The following is a 16355-nucleotide window of genomic DNA, read 5'->3' as shown; positions in this document are numbered from 1 at the left end:
TTCGCCAACTGAAAAACGGAGAGAGGACATGGGCCAGGTAGCATATGTTCGGCATGACCGGGTTGGAACGATCGTAATGGATCGAGGGCCAGCCAACAGTATCGACATCAGCTTCGTGCGAGACTTCGACGCGGCCATCGAGGCCGCCGAAAGAGACACTGATTGTTTCGTTGTAATTGTCCGCAGCAATCTATCGGAATTCTTTTCCGGCGGTGGAGACGTCAATAAATTCAGAGAGAACGCGCCGCAACAGAACACGGAGATGATTGCATTTCTGCACGAAACGCTCAACAAGCTGACGCAGAGCGAAAAGATCTACATTGCCGAAATCGACGGTCATGCTCTCGGTGGCGGCTACGAGATCGCGTTGGCTTGTGATTTGCGCTTCGCGTCCACCGGAAAGTATCGGATCGGCCTGCCAGAAGTGAAACTTGGACTATTCCCGGCAGCCGGCGGTACCCAGCGTCTTGCTTCTCTGATCGGTCCCGCCCGAGCACTGGAGTTCATGATTACCGGGACCACGGTCACTGCCGAAGAGGCGCTCCTGCTCGGATTGATAACTCGGTTGTTTGCTGAGGCGGAGCTCACCGAGCAGACGCTCGCCTATGCAAACCAAATCGCGTCAGCGGCGACGCAGGCAATAAGTAAAATCAAGCGTTCTATCTATGATGGTTTTTGTACACATCAGTCCATAGGCTTCGCGGTAGAGCGGCGACATATCGCCACGCTGTTCGCCTCGGAGGACGTTGCAGCGCGACTCACGACGTTCATCGAGCGTAGAAGACCGAGCTCCGCAGATCAGTGATATCTCGGCTGCCCAATGCCGACCAGTGCGATATGAATTCGCATTTGAGCGTGATGGGAAAATCGCCGGACAAGGGAGGGAGAACCATGGATTTCCGAATTCGTGATTGTATGACGATCGTTGCAGACGCTCGCGGCGCCGGACTTGCGCGAGATGATGATGGGATTGATGCCGGCGATTTATTTGGGGTAGTCGGACGACGCGAAGGAAGGATTTGATCGTGATGCGCACAGGACCTCTTGCTGGATTCAAAATTATCGAAATCGCCGGCCTCGGTGCTGGACCTCATGCCGCAATGATGCTGTCGGACATGGGCGCTGAAGTTATCTGCGTGGACCGCACTGAGTCCGCGGGCCTCGGCATTGAGGTCGAGGCTAAATACAATCTGGTGCGTCGGGGAAGGCGGTCAGTTGCCATTGATCTGAAGAAGCCTGAGGGACGCGAAACTGTCCTGCGGCTAATCGCAAATGCGGATGCGCTGATCGAGGGTTTTCGTCCGGGTGTCATGGAGCGCCTGGGTCTCGGGCCCGACGTATGTATTGGGAAGAACCCGCGGCTGGTATATGGCCGCATGACAGGATGGGGGCAGGACGGACCATGTGCAGCGAAAGCCGGTCACGATATTAACTATATCGCGCTCACTGGTGTGCTTCATGCAATTGGTCCGAAAAACGGCAGACCTATCCCGCCGTTGAACCTGGTCGGCGATTTTGGAGGGGCCGCTTATCTGGCATTCGGAATTGTTTGCGGTCTCCTTGCCGCTAAGCGCGACGGTGTCGGACAGGTAGTCGACGGAGCGATGGTCGACGGCGCGGCTAGTCTTCTTACGATGGTCGTGGGATTCTTACAAGCGGGCGTTTGGCGCGAGGAGAGAGGTGCCAATACCTTCGACGGTGGTGCACCTTTTTATAGAACGTACGAAACTGCAGATCACAAATACGTTGCGGTCGGGGCCATTGAAAAGAAATTCTACGATCCCCTCCTTGCACGTCTGGGTCTCGCTCAGGACCCTGACATGCAGCCACAGAATGATCGTTCAAAGTGGCAAATGCAGGCGGAAAAAATTGCAGCAACAATTGCTAAGCACACGCGAGACGAGTGGTGTGAAATTTTTCGGGATGAGGACGTTTGTTTCACTCCGGTCCTTTCTATTACTGAGGCTTTCGAACATCCTCATATCAAAGCACGGAAGACATACGCCACATTAAAGGGCATAAGTCACCCCATGCCGGCACCGCGTTTCAGCAGAACCGTTCCGCAGACGCCCGATGAGCCCTGTAAGCCTGGACAATACAGTCGAGCGGTTCTCGCTGACTGGAATTTTTCACTGAGGGAAATTGACTCCCTCATAAAGAATGGCGCTGTTGTCCAATGCTAACCGCGAAATTCGTGTGACTTCGACGTCCCGAAACATCACCGTAGTGTCGACCCTGTGAAACCTAGTCGGTGATGGGTAGATTCTGCCGGAAGGAGATCCAATTGCGTGAAGCAGTAATAGTATCAACTGACCGTACCGCGATTGGAGAGGCCTATCGCAGCGCCTTCAACGATACCCAGGCACGGACGCTCGGTCGGCACGCCTTCGTCCATGCCGTGGGACGTGCCAACGTCGCGGGTGACGAGGTCGATGACGTAGTGATGGGCGCCGCCATGCAGCAGGGGGCAACTGGATATAACATCGCTCGGCAATCCGCCCTGCGTGCTGGGCTACCAATTACGGTCTCCGCTCAGTCCATGGAGCGGCAACGTTCGTCAGGCCTATTGGCGGTTGCGACAGTAGCAAAGCGGATCGTAGTGGATGGTATGGACATCGTAGTCGGCGGCGTCGTCGAGTCGACCTCGCTCGTGCAGAACGAGTACATGAATACTTTCCGTGCGAAGGATCCCGAATTGCTAATCGCGACTCCGGGAATGTACGTCACGGTGATCGAGACCGCCGAGGTCGCGGCCGAGCGCTACAAGGTTAGCCGTGAATCTCAGGACCAGTACCCGTTCCAATCCCAGCAGCGCACGGCGCATGCTCGGGCGGGGGGCGATTTAATCGGGAAATTGTGGCAATGACAGCTACCATGCTGGTAGTGGGCAAGGGGACCGGTGCCCCGATCTTTCGGGAGGTGACCCTGTCGGCTGACGAGGGCAATCGTCCACAGACAACGCCTAGCGATCTTCAGCGGCTTCAGCCCGCGTGGAAGGGCGGAGACCTCGGCCAGGAAGGCAGGAACATAACAGCCGGGAATGCCAGTCAACTCTCTGACGGAGCGTCGGCGGGCGTGATCATGGACGCAAAGCTGGCCGAACGCCGGGGTCTTACGCCTCTTGGCGCCTATCGAGGCATGGTCGTCGCAGATTGCTCGCCTCAAGAGTCGGGAATCGGCCCCGTTTTTGCCATACCCAAGCTGTTGAAGCAGCATGGCCTAACCATTGACGACATTAGAATCTGGGAACGCAATGAGGCGTTCGCGAGCCAGTTGCTCTGTTGCCGTGGCAGGCTGGGAGTCCCTAACGAACTACTCAATGTGTCAGGCGGCGCAATCTCGGCCGGCCATCCCTATGGCATGACGGTCGCTCGAACGACGGGTCATCTCCTGATTGCGGGCAGGCGGCGCAGCGCAAAGTACGGCGTGGTCGCCATGTGCGTCGGCGATGGCATGGGTGCCGCCGGGCGATTCGAGATTTTTCAATACTCGGCCCGTAGGATCGTTCCGACTGTGACTGGACTTTGCTGCGCTTGGGGGTGGCCGAAGAGCGACCTCTTTGGCTTTATCAATGGCGAACGTTCAATGCGTTCGGCTCTGCTTTGGATCCCTGAACTCCCCGAAGAGATGTCTTGCTAGCTCTACGACTCAGACTGGTGTCGAGTTCGTGTACAGGTTCTGATCGGCGTGTTCTGGGAATGATGTAAAGGGGGGCGCCGAGCGATTTTTTGGCTTTCGTGGGTCGTCTGCAGGCAACGGTTACAGAAAGAATCATCTTCGTCGAGACGAGTGATTTGTCTATCTCCACAAATATTAAAAACTTATCTTTGTCGCTATGCCAACGTTAATATCTATCGGAGTGCCAGCCGAGACGCGGGCGCACGAAACCCGCGTCGCCGCGACGCCCGAAACGGTCAAGAAGTATGTGACCCAGGGCCACCGGGTCACGATCCAGAGCGGCGCCGGTACCGGCGCAAGCTTTCCTGACGAAGCATTTACAGCCGCCGGCGCGGAAATCGTCGACGCGGCGACTGCCTTTGGGGCTGATCTGGTCCTCAAGGTCCAGTCCCCGACTGATGCCGAGTTGCCGCTTCTGAAGCGCGGCGCGACGCTGGTCGGCATGCTTGATCCGTTTAATACCGAAAACTCATCAAAGCTCGCCGCAGCCGGCGTGACCGCGTTCGCTTTGGAGGCCGCGCCAAGAACCACGCGCGCGCAGAGTCTTGATGTGCTGAGCTCGCAGGCGAACATTGCCGGGTACAAGGCGGTTTTATTGGCGGCAACGCTTTATCCGCGTTTTATGCCGATGTTGATGACGGCAGCGGGTACTGTCAAAGCGGCCCGGGTGCTGATTCTCGGCGCTGGCGTGGCGGGCTTGCAGGCGATTGCGACCGCCAAACGTCTGGGTGCCGTGATCGAAGCGTCGGACGTACGTCCGGCGGTCAAGGAGCAGATCGAATCGCTCGGCGCCAAATTTCTTGATGTCCCGTACGAAACCGATGAGGAACGCGAAGCCGCGCAGGGCGTCGGCGGCTACGCGCGGCCGATGCCGCCTTCGTGGCTCGCGCGTCAATCGGCATTGGTTCACGAACGGGCCAAACAGGCCGATGTGGTGATTTCCACCGCCTTGATCCCCGGCCGTGCGGCACCGACGCTGATCTCGGTGGAAACCGTGCAGGCGATGAAACCGGGCTCCGTGCTGGTCGACCTCGCGGCAGGACGCGGCGCCGAATATGAAGGCCGGCGCGGCGGCAACTGTCCGCTCACCGAAGCGGACCAGGTCGTCTTGAAACATGGCGTGCAGATCGTCGGCTATACGAATCTGGCCTCGATGGTCCCCGCCGACGCGTCGTCGCTCTACGCACGCAACTTGCTCGACTTCCTGAAGCTGATCATTACCAAGGAAGGCGCCCTGAACATCGATCTCGCAGACGACATCGTCGCGGCCACGCTGCTGGCCCGTGACGGCGAAGTCACGCGCAAGGCATAGGAGAACGGCGATGGAAGTCATCAACCACACCGTCATCAACCTGATCATCTTCGTGCTGGCGATCTACGTCGGCTACCACGTCGTCTGGAACGTCACGCCCGCGCTGCACACGCCGCTGATGGCCGTGACCAACGCGATTTCGGCGATCGTGATCGTCGGCGCGATGCTCGCGGTAGGCCTCACCGTGGGCGACACCGGCAAGTTCTTCGGCACGCTGGCCGTCGCGCTCGCGGCGGTGAACGTGTTCGGCGGATTTCTGGTGACGAGGCGAATGCTGGAGATGTTCAGGAAGAAAGAGCCGAAGAAGCTCATCGCTGACAAGACGGCCAAGGAGAACGCGTAATGAGTCTGAACGTCGTCACGCTGCTTTATCTGGTTGCGTCGGTCTGTTTCATTCAGGCGCTCAAGGGGCTGTCGAATCCGAAGACGGCGCGCACCGGCAATACCTTCGGCATGGTCGGGATGGCGATTGCGATCCTCACCACCATCGCGCTGATCGTCAAACAGGCGAATGCGCTCGGCTCGAATCTCGGGTTAGGGCTCGGCCTGCTGCTAGTCGCGCTGGTGATCGGCGGTGCGATCGGCGCGTTCGTCGCCGCGCGCGTCGAGATGACCAAGATGCCGGAACTGGTCGCGGCGATGCACTCGCTGATCGGTCTCGCGGCCGTGTGTATTGCGTATGCGGTGGTGTCGGAGCCGTCGGCCTTCGGTCTGGTCGATCCGGACAATCCGATTCCGGGTTTCCTGCCGTACGGCAATCGCGTCGAGCTGTTCATCGGCACGTTCGTCGGTGCGATTACGTTCTCCGGTTCGGTGATCGCGTTCGGCAAGCTGTCGGGCAAGTACAAGTTCCGGCTGTTCCAGGGCGCACCGGTGGTCTACGCGGGGCAGCATCTGATCAACCTGCTGCTCGCGATCGCGATGCTCGGCTTCGGCGTGATCTTCTTCCTCACGCAATCCTGGCTGCCGTTCATCATCATGACGATCATCGCCTTCGTGCTCGGCGTGCTGATCATCATTCCGATTGGCGGCGCGGATATGCCGGTGGTCGTGTCGATGCTGAACTCGTACTCGGGCTGGGCGGCGGCGGGCATCGGCTTCTCGCTGAACAATCCGATGCTGATCATCGCGGGTTCGCTGGTGGGTTCGTCGGGTGCAATTCTGTCGTACATCATGTGCCGGGCGATGAACCGCTCGTTCTTCAACGTGATTCTCGGCGGCTTCGGTAACGAGGCGGGAGCGGCGGTGGCGGGTGGGTCGGCGGAGCAGCGTCCGGTGAAATCCGGTTCGGCTGATGATGCTTCGTTCATGCTCGGCAACGCTGAAACCGTGGTGATCGTGCCGGGTTATGGTCTTGCAGTGGCGCGGGCGCAGCATGCGTTGAAGGAACTCACCGACAAGCTGGTCGAGAAGGGCATCGAGGTGAAGTACGCGATTCACCCGGTGGCCGGGCGCATGCCGGGCCACATGAACGTGCTGCTCGCCGAAGCCGAAGTGCCGTACGACATGGTCTACGAAATGGACGATATCAACGGCGAGTTCGGTCAGGTCGACGTGGTGCTGGTGCTCGGTGCGAACGACGTGGTGAACCCGGCCGCGAAGAACGATCCGAAGTCGCCGATCGCGGGCATGCCGATCATCGAGGCGTACAAGGCGCGCACGGTCATCGTGAACAAGCGTTCGATGGCAGCGGGTTACGCCGGCCTCGACAACGACCTGTTCTACATGGACAAGACGATGATGGTGTTCGGCGATGCGAAGAAGGTGATCGAGGATATGGTGAAAGCGGTGGAATAACGCGCCACTGTGGAGCGCGGGCGCGTCGGGCAGCATCGAAGATCACGCGGACATCATAGGTGCAGTACTTCCAGTCGACGATGGTCGGCTTCTGTCTTGGATGAGAAGCAGCGGAAATAATGATCACAAACACTAGATGTCAGAAATCAATCGAGAGAGACAGCTGAATTTCAGCGGAAAATGCACTAATCACTTGGAAGCCAAAAGACTCACGAGTTAAGCAATGTTTGCAAGAGATCTGACGTTTGAAATTGTTGTGGAAGTGGGTGGACGAGCGGTGGTGCTGTAACGACGCAATTGAACCTTGATTCAATTCTGTCAACGAAACGCACACGCAAACGGTATTATTTTGAAGTAATCACGCGCGTGACGCCGTAGTCAAGATTGCTATCATTATTTGTAAATTAGTAATACTAATTAAACGGAGACTCATAGCATGAAAAAGTCATTTGGCGTGATTGTAGCAATAGTCGCATTTGCAAATGCGGCCAACGCTCAAAGTAGTGTCACCCTGTACGGTATTATCGATGAGGGCTTTGAGGCAGTCAGCAATGTAAAAACAGCCCCCGGACAAGGCAAAGCATTGTACCAACTGGATGCAACAAGTGGCCTCCAAGGCTCGCGGTGGGGATTGCGAGGCGCAGAAGATCTGGGCAGCCGATTGAAGGCGATATTTGTATTGGAGAATGGATTTGAAATCAATACAGGCAAGCTGAATCAGGGCGGAGCTGAGTTTGGTCGTCAAGCGTTCGTCGGTCTATCGAGCGACGTTTACGGAACTATTACGCTGGGTCGACAATATGACACTATGGTAGATCTCGTCGCACCCTTCGGAGCAGCTCAGCAATGGGCGAGTCATCGCGGCTCTCACCCTGGCGATATAGACAATCTGAATAACTCGGTTCGGACGAACAATTCAATCAAATACACCAGCGTAAGTTTTGGCGGATTGATTTTTGGTGGCTTGTACAGCTTCGGCGGTCAGCCGGGATCGATTTCGCGCAATCAGGTCTTTTCGTTGGCCGCGGCATATACGAATGGACCGGTCGCGTTCGGCGCGGGCTATTTGAATGTTCGCAACCCGAATAATTCTTTTTTTGGCGACAACCCGAGCGGCGGCGGTGTCACGGTTAATAACATGTCACCGTCCACAAATCCGGTCTTCTCCGGCTATGCATCGGCGCACACCTATCAGGTGATCTCGATGGGGGGATCATACGCATTTGGCTCCGCCACGGTCGGCGCGACCTATTCCAACATCAAGTTCATGAATCTTGGAGATACGGCAACGTCGGGTCCAAATCCACTCGGCTACGCTGGGACTGCCACGTTCAACAACGCTGAAGTGAGTGGAAAATATCAGTTGACGCCCGCGTTGTTGTTGGGGGTTGTCTATGATTACACGAGCGGCAGTGGCGTCAGAAGCACCCTTGCTACGCTTCACGACTCTGGGGCGAGGTACCATCAGTTTGCGTTAGGTGCTGACTACTTCCTCTCGAAGCGTACCGACTTGTATATTCTCGGCGTCTACCAGAAGGCAACTGGTGTGGACTCGACTGGACAAGCGGCGGTTGCCAGCATTACCAGCGTAACTGCTTCGGCGGGAAATCACGCTGCGCTCGTCCGAGTTGGTATGCGCGTAAAATTCTGATCAACTCGATAATAAGACCGCGAGCGACTGCCATGGTCGCTCGTTTTCGGCGGAGCGCTATCGGGTCGTAGAGATGCTGGAACCATCGCGATGACATTAATAGACAGGAGAAAATTGCGCAACTCTAGAATTCAAAATATTAAGGCAGTCTCCCGATGTTTCGTTGTAATATGGAAATAGAATTTTGCATATCAGAACCGATCGTGAAGACGCAGTTGAGCATTCAAGACGGTCCCTCCATATCGGTGTTATGTGTAGAAATTCGCGGATAAATTTGCTCGCTAGCATCCGTTGTTTCGTTCAGTCTCGTCGGAGTGATCCGCGAAAGAAGATCAATTTTTTGATGGCTGGCGCCGCGTCGTGGCGAATGCGCACAAGGCGCGGGCGAATCGACGTGAAAGGAGTTGGGGGAAGTGGATGAGCGTCGCGGAATCGTCCTTGCAAGTAGAAAATTGCAATCATCTTCTGCGCCAAACTCATCCTGGAATTCGATAGATGCGTCCGGATGAGCCTCGATTATTTCAACGGGGACCGTTGCTTCTCCGTGGTCGACGGCGTCTCCGTTTCATGCCCGGTACGCACCGTGTTCAACACAGCCTCCTGCGTTTTAGTCCCGCCTATACTCGGAGTTGCAACGAACTATGGAACGTCGGCACTGTCTGCCGCGATTCCATATCGGCGATTCATTCTGAAGGCTAGCCGCGGCTTAATGCGCCGGGGTGTTTGCATTTCGGCAGATTCATCGAACGACGCGGTTCGCGGGTCGCCTTATTCCGTCGGACGTTGTGTGGGCTGATGCTTTATCTTCCACAACGTGCAATGGTCGCAGCGTGGTCGCCCTGCTTCATTCGGCGGGACGAAACATCTTGTCGTACATGGAATGAAGTGGCTTGGCGAACACGCGTCGGACCATGGGCTCGAAGAATGACAGCGGCAACGTGTCGTAATCTTTATCGAATGCCGGCGCATCGTATTTCTCACAAAACTCGGCGGTACGCTCGAACAGTTCCGGCTGATCGCGAAACCGGTCCCGCATGTTCGGGTCCAGGCCGATGTTGTGAAAAAAGTAGTAGCCCTGGAAGACGCCGTGATGTTGCACCATCCAGACATTTTCCGGGCTGACGAATGGCTTGAGCATGGCCGCAGCGATATCAGGATGATTGTAGCTGCCGAGGGTATCGCCGATGTCATGCAGCAGCGCACAGACCACGTACTCTTCGTCTCGTCCGTCCCGATGCGCCAGTGTGGCGGTCTGCAGGCAATGCGTGAGGCGAGCGACGGGCAAGCCGCCCCAATCGTCTTCAAGCACCTTTAGATGATCGAGTACGCGGTCCGCCAGTGTGGCGGCATAAGGCCTGAGTTCTCCGAGGATGGCAGCCCAGTCTTCGGGGGTGCTTTTACCGATATGTGCAAAGGTGGCTTGTGCAGTCATGTCCTGTCTCCCAAATGTTTCTTCATCTGCGAAGAATTCGCAGCTCAATCGAAGTGTGACTTCCGATGATGTCGATCGCATTCTGTGGGAAGGAGCGTGGAGCGCGGTGTGAGACTCTCACACGCATCTTGCGCTCACAGCATCCCTTTTGCGATCGACGATCTGTTGTAGCAGTCTAGTCGTCGTAGCCTGGCATTTCCCGGTCTAGCTTGCGCAGCAGCGCCGGCCATGCCAACTGCCCATAGCGGCTCAACGTTGTTGCACTAGTCCCCATCGCTTCAGTGCTGGCCCGTGCTGCGGCTGAGACTTCATGCAGCGGCCGGCCCATGCTCAAGGTCCGTACCTGTGCAGAGCAGGCGCGCTGGAGCATGAACATGCGGACGAAAGCCTCGCTGACGCTCGCACCCACCGCCAGCGTGCCGTGATTTCGTAGCAGCATCAAATGCTTGTCGCCCAGGTCGCGCTGCAGCCGTTCGCGTTCGTCCAGATGAAGGGCTGGCCCCTCATAGTCATGTAGCGCGAGGTCGCCGGTCGTGAGCATGGCTGTCTGATTCAGTGGCAGCAGACCGTCAGAGAGCGCCGACACCGCCATGCTGTCGACGGTATGCAGATGCATGACGCAGTTGGCGTCATCACGCACCTGATGGACCGCGCTGTGGATCACAAACCCCGCCTTGTTGACCCCATAGTCGGACGACGTGCCGATCACGTTGCCCTCGAGGTCGATCTTGATCAGACTGGTAGCGGTAATCTCATCGAAGGTCATACCGAACGGGTTGATGAGGAAGGCATGTTCGTGCCCGGGCACGCGGGCCGAAATATGCGTCCCCACGAGGTCGCTCCAGCCGAACAGCTCAACCAGTCTGTAGCAGGCGGCCAGATCGACCCGCACCCGCCACTCCTGTGCGGCCGGGTCGTCGTCCGCAGTGTCGACGGCCTGCGTTTGATTCAGTGGCCCCGCGCCCGGCCAGTCCAGCGCTGTTGCGTCGCCAGTCTCTTGGGTTTTAGACATTGCTCCCGGTCCCTAGAAGTTGAACCTGCGTATCGCGCTTACCCTCAAAAGGCGTGCGACCATGGGTGCACAGAATGTTGTCCAGTATCATGATCTCGCCTGCCTCCCAAGGCTCGTCAACCAGTACATCGTCATCGATCCGGCGCAGGAGTTCGACATCCTCAACGGGAATCTTGCCGCCATCACCGAACAGAACTTCATTGGGGTAACGCTTACCTTGCCGATAGTCCTCGGGCGTCAGCGTGTTATGCCAAAGCCGATCACCCATTGGCAACCCTGTCATGTTGTTGATTTGGTTGAACCAGTGGTTTGTGCCAAGCACCGGATGGGTGACGAAACCGGATTTGGGAGCTTCGGTTTGCAGGCTGCCATCGTCCAGCCATTGCCATTGCAGCCCCGCTGCTTCGCATGCGGATTCGACTTCGCTCTTGTCCTCGGTGAAGAAAGCTTCCTGCCAGGGACGGTGCATGTTAAGAAACTCGCGAGTCCAGCCTTCCGTCGACGTACGTCCGTCGCGGAAATTGCGGCGATAGAGGACACCGCGCTTGCGCACCTCGTCGAGAATCCGCTGCGGAATCTTCGCTTCGTAGCGGCGGATATCCCCAATTGTGGTGGCGCCACCTGAACTCGGTGTTACGTTGCAGTAGAACGCGAGCTTCAGTGGCCATTGACGTTGGTAGCACATCTCGTGATGTAGCTGAATGAATCGGTCATTGTTTATACGCGTCGCCTCCATCACCCTGCCTGTAATCGCGGCGCGCGCCCCTCCACCCCCTTTATACCCCATGGTGGCGACGGGGTAATGAGACATCAGATCACGGAATTGCTCCGGCCCTTTGACTGGAAATCCACGGAATCGCACTGCGCCGAACTCGAGCAGCAGTTTCTCGATGGCGTCTTCATGATCGACCAACCACGCATGAAAGGCTGCAAAATCTAACTTGAGGCGCGTGGATACAGGCATGATGAACAACGGAATGCCCTGCGGATGCAGATGCACTGTCACTTCGTCGCCCAAAGCGGCGTGGCTCCCAGGAACGGGACTTGAGGACCGAATGTCCAGTGTCTCGGAGCTGGACGGACTCAAGGCTGTTTCGTTCATTAAAGTCTCTCTATCTTTAGGTTAGAATCTTGTCGCATTGCACGATTCAATGCTTCGCGTGCTTCGCGTGCTTCGCGTGCTTCGCGTGCTTCGCGTGCTTCGCGTAATACCACTGTATTTCCCGGTTCTGCAGTCCGCTGTATCAGCGGATACAAAACCGACGGCCGAATCAAAAAAATATTCTAGATCCGCAGCAATTGAGCGATGAACATGGGACTGACACAGCGTTGTGGCACCTATATCCGCATGGGCCATATCGATGAGCCGAGATAGGCGATGTCAAGAAGCGCATCAAATCCTCGCTGTCAGTTTGATCGCTACGATCGGCGTCGATGACATGAACGGCGACAGCCTGTTCTCCGCCTTGAGGCTCCCTGATACCGACCGGCAAGATAGGTGTAATTGCTGATGCCAGGCGCGTGACGATTAGGCATCCTTAAGCGAGCGACAGATTAAATTCGAGGTTAGCCCGTCTCCGGTTCTGGCGAAAAGTGGTCAGAGATGCTGCGGATATCGAGTAGTAACCTCAATGGAGACCCTGTCGATCATGCGTTCCGAACAGAGGCGAAGAGCCACCTGGAACGCCTTCGATACTGCGCGATGAGTTCCCTTGGCAGGGAACGAAGGAGGCGTCGAATGAGGAATGCTCAAAGCACCGGGTTATCGGGCGAGTTCACGGCTGTTCGGGTTTCCGCAGCCTTGACGGGATTACAGCCGAGCGAAGAAACAGTTTCGCAGACGCGAGCGGCACCGCGTGATCCAGCAAGTTCCCCGTTTTTGCTCCCGGAAGTAAGGGAGCTCCCGCGCAGCATTGCCAAACTGGGCATGGAACGCATTTTCGCCCGCGGCGTACATTTGTACCGTCAGGGCGAACTTGCCACATCTTTCTACTACGCGCTGGCAGGCCGAATCCGGGTGTTCATGACTGGAATAGACGGGTCGGACCGGGATGTTGCATTTGCGGGACCTTGTACAACGTTTGGCGAATACGGCATCTTTGATGAGCAGCCGCGTTACACATCCGCGGTCGCGGTTGAAGATTCGCGGGTCCTCGTGATTGACAATGCCGCGATCATGTCAGCCGGTCGGGCTGACCCCGAGATCTTCATTGAACTAGCCCGTCGACTGGCGCAGAAGACCCGCCTCGGATGTATGCATGTCATGTATGCCGGTCTGCCAGCGCGCGTGCGTGTGGCGACGCTGTTCGTCCAGTTGCTCAATGCATACGGAACGCTGGAGGCGAACAATACCGCGCGTCTGTCAAAAAGTCACCGCGTTGAAGACTTTGCTCACCTTGTAGGGGTGACCCGTGTGACCATGAGTCGCGAACTTGCGCGATTTGTGGAGGAAGGAATTCTCCTGAAAATGGGTCGGGAAATCATTATCTCGGACATCGCTGCACTGCATGCCGTCGCCGACACTTCCGGACTGGTACATCAGTACGCAAACGACTGACCATCATGCCGTAGAGATTCTCTGTCCGGATCACTGTCGAAAATGATTTCCCGCTCGATGAACTCATCGCTACGGGGTTGTCGGCTGCCCTGCAACGATATGCGCATGGGCAATGAGGATGTCGATCCGACGTCGTCGTGTCTCCGCTCGACATGACAAGCTCGGTAGCAGCTATCTCGTCTTTGCCTCGCTTGCGTGTGCGTGCGGTCCGCCGGTGAAAATGCAGACAGACCCTAACACAGCGGTTCGTGGTCTACTCTACGTGAAGGAGAAAACAGGTTTGCTATTGCGTCTGGAGGTTGGTGGCGGCAACGAACTCGCGGACCGCCTCGGCGGCAATCGTCACGTCTTTCGCCGGGGTTGCAGCAGACAGGTCGTCAGTGGAATCGACCGTTGCGTGCGGTTTGATGTGCAACGGGCTGATCGCGGGAAATCTTGGCTTGGCACGGACGGTTGAGCGTGGCGGTCGCCCGTGCGCGAAACAATCAGCCGGCGCGCGGATGGCCGTCGGTCTTGAATGCCCATGTGTCTTTCCCGCCGCTTGAATCGGCCGAAACGCCCTCACACGTGATCAATGGCACCTAGTCGACCTCTCCGGTGATTTCGCGATCGGCCGTCTCGCCCGGCAAACGGTAGCGAACGTAATCGTCGTTCACTTAGTGGCCGGCGTCGTGTCAACCTGTCGAGGTCGCTATTGGAGATCGCTATTGGCCCACGGGCTCGTAAGGTAATGGACTTCCCGACACGCCCCGCAAGCAAAAGCTGATGATTGCCGATGCATGGGTCGTCACGTGCTCGCCACGGTTGGCAACGTCATTGGTCAGTGGTGCCACCAAGCCTTCAAACAGGCACCCCACTATGCAATCGGCTGAAGGCCTTGCGTCCTTGAGGGGGGAACTCACCTGTCGCTATTCCCTGCTCGATGATGGTCTTGAAAACCCGCGATAACGCACGGCAATACACCATTCGGGCTGCTTCGGCATCTGGCTCCGCCGGCTCGGCGACCAGTGCATAGGTAAGCCTGTGACGCCGCAGCGCTCGACGGGGAAACGTCCAGGCTGCAGCACCGAGTCGCTCGCGCGCGGTGCCATCGCGCATCGCAATCCCAGCAACAACGTCGACTCCCGCTGCGCGGTCGTCTTCACGATCTCGACCATCAACTCAGTCTTCGACGGGAAGTAGCAATACAGCGTGTCAACCGCTATTCCTGCGGCGTCTGCGATCAACGACATCTGGCCCTCGCGAAATCCCGCGTCGGCGACGAGTCCTCGCGCCGCCTTGAGGATCAACGGGTATTTGTCTGCGCCGCGGCGGCGGGTGCGAACGCGTGGCGCGTTAGCTAGATCTTGCGTTTCAATCCACGGTCATTTTTGCATTCGCATGCGGCCGGATTTCCCGTAAAGCGACCCCTAGCCCACGCCATAAGCACCTTCCGTTTCCAATATGGCATGGCCAATCGCCCGGGTTGCAAGGCTTTACTTGCGCAGCGCCCAGTAGCTTCCTGGTACTAACACGGACGGTATCGCGCTTGACAGCCCCTCAGATATTCCATATTCCAAGGTGAGTCTTAATTTTACGCAAGGCTTGATCCATGTAGGGCGAATGGTCAGTGAATAACATCAGGAAATAGAGATGGACCTCATCTCGCGCGGATCCTGCGAGATCGTAATTCCAATCGGCGTTGAAATTGCCGGTCGTCGCCGTGTCGCTGACGACGAAGCTGAAAGACTCGAGGGGGAGCATCGGCCGCGACGATGCCGGCAATCTGGCCGATGCGTTTGGACACCAGGTTCTCCGCCTTGCTGCTGACCGAGTTGACGAAATCTGAGTTCGGGTACTTCGACACACCGATCGTGATGGTTTTCCAGAGGGGGCTGACGCCTTTGACCGAAACACCGTATCGAGAACCAGACATCGGTACGACTTGCGGGCTCCATTCCACGTTGTCGATTGTGACACAGGCCAGCGGGCCGGTCGCAGGAGCGGCTAGGTTCTGCGTGTCGCCGTCTCCCGCAGCTGGCGCTGAGACTGGGCCGGGGCACCAGCGCGACCACTGTCACTGGCGCCGGCAGGCTTGGCTGCGTGAGCCGTTCTCCTTTTTCGTCAGCGTCGGCTTTCCGCCGGCACCGGCGAGCGGTGCATTGCCGCACCCATCGTTTGCCGTTTTCGGTTTGACCTGCGTCGTTGTCAAAGCCGGCGACCCCAGAACAAAAGATTCATTTGAAGCGACGCATTCGAAATGATCCGACGCCTGGTGGTCTGCTGCGCAGAAGTCGCCCGGCGGAGCAGGCGTTTGGTATTGCAACCGGAAAGTACCGCAGCCGTACAACATCAGGCAGGCCGACGCGATTGGTAGAATTCTTCCCATGGTTTTCCCTGTGCGCGGTGGTCATCGCAGAGCGCTTACCACATCCGATAACCTCGATAGTCGGTGCTGGATGAATGCCGTGTACAACGGCGATGCATTGCCAATTCTCGTGGGCAAGCGGAGTCCAGCGGCGGCTTGGACTCAAGAGCGTTCGATGTGTCGGGCGAATTTCCCCGTTTTCCTTTCAGCCACCGAGCATGATCGCGTTTCGCGCGATCACGGATCGTTGGGAAGGACACTTGTGGGTCGTCGCAGACAGTCGGGCCGATTTGAATTCTTTGGCGATAAAGTTTGACTGCAGCGAAGTTACGCTGCAACCTTTACCAAAAATAGAACACGATGACTCGTCGATCAAGAAATAATAAGGATAGCTGAAGAAAGCATTTTCCTGGAGACAGCGAGGCGACAACCAAAAACCTTTGCCCGCTCTTTCGCGATTTGCGAATAGATGAGCTTGGTCCTCGCTTTCATTCAATTCTCACCGAGGAAGTTCCAGCAAACGTAAACATACGCCAGTACCATGACCGCACGGGAAAACCCCTGTATCG

At 57.0% G+C, this 16355-nt stretch carries 15 protein-coding genes and 2 pseudogenes; 10 read left to right on the top strand and 7 right to left on the bottom strand.

Features of this window, described 5'->3' with window-relative positions; translation table 11 throughout:
- Positions 1 to 28: 28 nt before the first annotated feature.
- From ACUN0E_RS17330 to ACUN0E_RS17295, 8 genes and pseudogenes are all read left to right on the top strand, one after another.
- On the top strand, positions 29 to 805 hold the full coding sequence (locus ACUN0E_RS17330) for an enoyl-CoA hydratase/isomerase family protein (protein ID WP_445567378.1): 777 nt from the start codon (positions 29 to 31) through the stop codon (positions 803 to 805).
- 223 nt (positions 806 to 1028) lie between these two features.
- Positions 1029 to 2183, top strand: coding sequence for a CaiB/BaiF CoA transferase family protein (locus ACUN0E_RS17325; RefSeq protein WP_445570465.1), 1155 nt, complete (start codon positions 1029 to 1031; stop codon positions 2181 to 2183).
- A gap of 71 nt (positions 2184 to 2254) precedes the next feature.
- Positions 2255 to 3030 (top strand): annotated as a pseudogene (locus ACUN0E_RS17320) (thiolase family protein); the annotation flags it as partial.
- Between the two features lie 51 nt (positions 3031 to 3081).
- The gene (locus ACUN0E_RS17315; protein WP_445570464.1) at positions 3082 to 3639 is read left to right on the top strand and encodes a hypothetical protein; all 558 of its coding nucleotides are present in this window, start codon (positions 3082 to 3084) and stop codon (positions 3637 to 3639) included.
- A 208-nt stretch (positions 3640 to 3847) separates the two neighbouring features.
- Positions 3848 to 4990, top strand: a complete 1143-nt coding sequence (locus ACUN0E_RS17310; protein ID WP_445570463.1) for a Re/Si-specific NAD(P)(+) transhydrogenase subunit alpha — start codon at positions 3848 to 3850, stop codon at positions 4988 to 4990.
- Positions 4991 to 5000: 10 nt separating this feature from the next.
- Entirely contained in the window at positions 5001 to 5333 is a 333-nt protein-coding gene (locus ACUN0E_RS17305) for an NAD(P) transhydrogenase subunit alpha (protein WP_445567377.1), read from the top strand.
- Complete coding sequence (locus ACUN0E_RS17300; protein WP_200563836.1) at positions 5333 to 6787, top strand: NAD(P)(+) transhydrogenase (Re/Si-specific) subunit beta; 1455 nt, start codon at positions 5333 to 5335, stop codon at positions 6785 to 6787. Before ACUN0E_RS17305 ends, ACUN0E_RS17300 begins: the two co-directional genes overlap by 1 nt.
- Before the next feature lie 436 nt (positions 6788 to 7223).
- Positions 7224 to 8438 (top strand): porin, encoded by a 1215-nt coding sequence (locus ACUN0E_RS17295; RefSeq protein ID WP_445567376.1) that lies wholly within the window; start codon positions 7224 to 7226, stop codon positions 8436 to 8438.
- An 844-nt stretch (positions 8439 to 9282) separates the two neighbouring features.
- Here ACUN0E_RS17295 and ACUN0E_RS17290 read toward each other — a convergent pair.
- The 3 genes from ACUN0E_RS17290 to ACUN0E_RS17280 all read right to left on the bottom strand — a co-directional run bounded on the left by ACUN0E_RS17290 (position 9283) and on the right by ACUN0E_RS17280 (position 11984).
- Complete coding sequence (locus ACUN0E_RS17290) at positions 9283 to 9870, bottom strand: HD domain-containing protein (protein ID WP_445567375.1); 588 nt, start codon at positions 9868 to 9870, stop codon at positions 9283 to 9285.
- Between the two features lie 175 nt (positions 9871 to 10045).
- Positions 10046 to 10882, bottom strand: coding sequence for a class II aldolase/adducin family protein (locus ACUN0E_RS17285; protein WP_445567374.1), 837 nt, complete (start codon positions 10880 to 10882; stop codon positions 10046 to 10048).
- Positions 10875 to 11984, bottom strand: a complete 1110-nt coding sequence (locus ACUN0E_RS17280) for a TauD/TfdA family dioxygenase (protein ID WP_093647846.1) — start codon at positions 11982 to 11984, stop codon at positions 10875 to 10877. The genes ACUN0E_RS17285 and ACUN0E_RS17280 overlap by 8 nt, the downstream gene beginning before the upstream one ends.
- A gap of 636 nt (positions 11985 to 12620) precedes the next feature.
- Here ACUN0E_RS17280 and ACUN0E_RS17275 point away from each other — a divergent pair.
- Together ACUN0E_RS17275 and ACUN0E_RS17270 are read left to right on the top strand one after the other, a co-directional pair.
- Positions 12621 to 13439, top strand: a complete 819-nt coding sequence (locus ACUN0E_RS17275) for a Crp/Fnr family transcriptional regulator (RefSeq protein ID WP_445567373.1) — start codon at positions 12621 to 12623, stop codon at positions 13437 to 13439.
- Positions 13440 to 13572: 133 nt separating this feature from the next.
- Positions 13573 to 13668, top strand: a pseudogene (locus ACUN0E_RS17270) (IS5/IS1182 family transposase); the annotation flags it as partial.
- A gap of 54 nt (positions 13669 to 13722) precedes the next feature.
- Here ACUN0E_RS17270 and ACUN0E_RS17265 read toward each other — a convergent pair.
- From ACUN0E_RS17265 to ACUN0E_RS17250, 4 genes are all read right to left on the bottom strand, one after another.
- Positions 13723 to 13854 (bottom strand): hypothetical protein, encoded by a 132-nt coding sequence (locus tag ACUN0E_RS17265; protein ID WP_445570615.1) that lies wholly within the window; start codon positions 13852 to 13854, stop codon positions 13723 to 13725.
- Between the two features lie 493 nt (positions 13855 to 14347).
- Complete coding sequence (locus ACUN0E_RS17260) at positions 14348 to 14728, bottom strand: helix-turn-helix domain-containing protein (RefSeq protein ID WP_445567372.1); 381 nt, start codon at positions 14726 to 14728, stop codon at positions 14348 to 14350.
- A 350-nt stretch (positions 14729 to 15078) separates the two neighbouring features.
- Positions 15079 to 15381, bottom strand: coding sequence for a hypothetical protein (locus ACUN0E_RS17255; RefSeq protein ID WP_445567371.1), 303 nt, complete (start codon positions 15379 to 15381; stop codon positions 15079 to 15081).
- A 114-nt stretch (positions 15382 to 15495) separates the two neighbouring features.
- Complete coding sequence (locus tag ACUN0E_RS17250; protein ID WP_445567370.1) at positions 15496 to 15807, bottom strand: hypothetical protein; 312 nt, start codon at positions 15805 to 15807, stop codon at positions 15496 to 15498.
- Positions 15808 to 16355: the final 548 nt, after the last annotated feature.

Source organism: Paraburkholderia sp. D1E, assembly GCF_052682275.1.
Note: the sequence above shows the minus strand (reverse complement) of the source record. Positions and strands in the feature narration are given on the sequence as shown.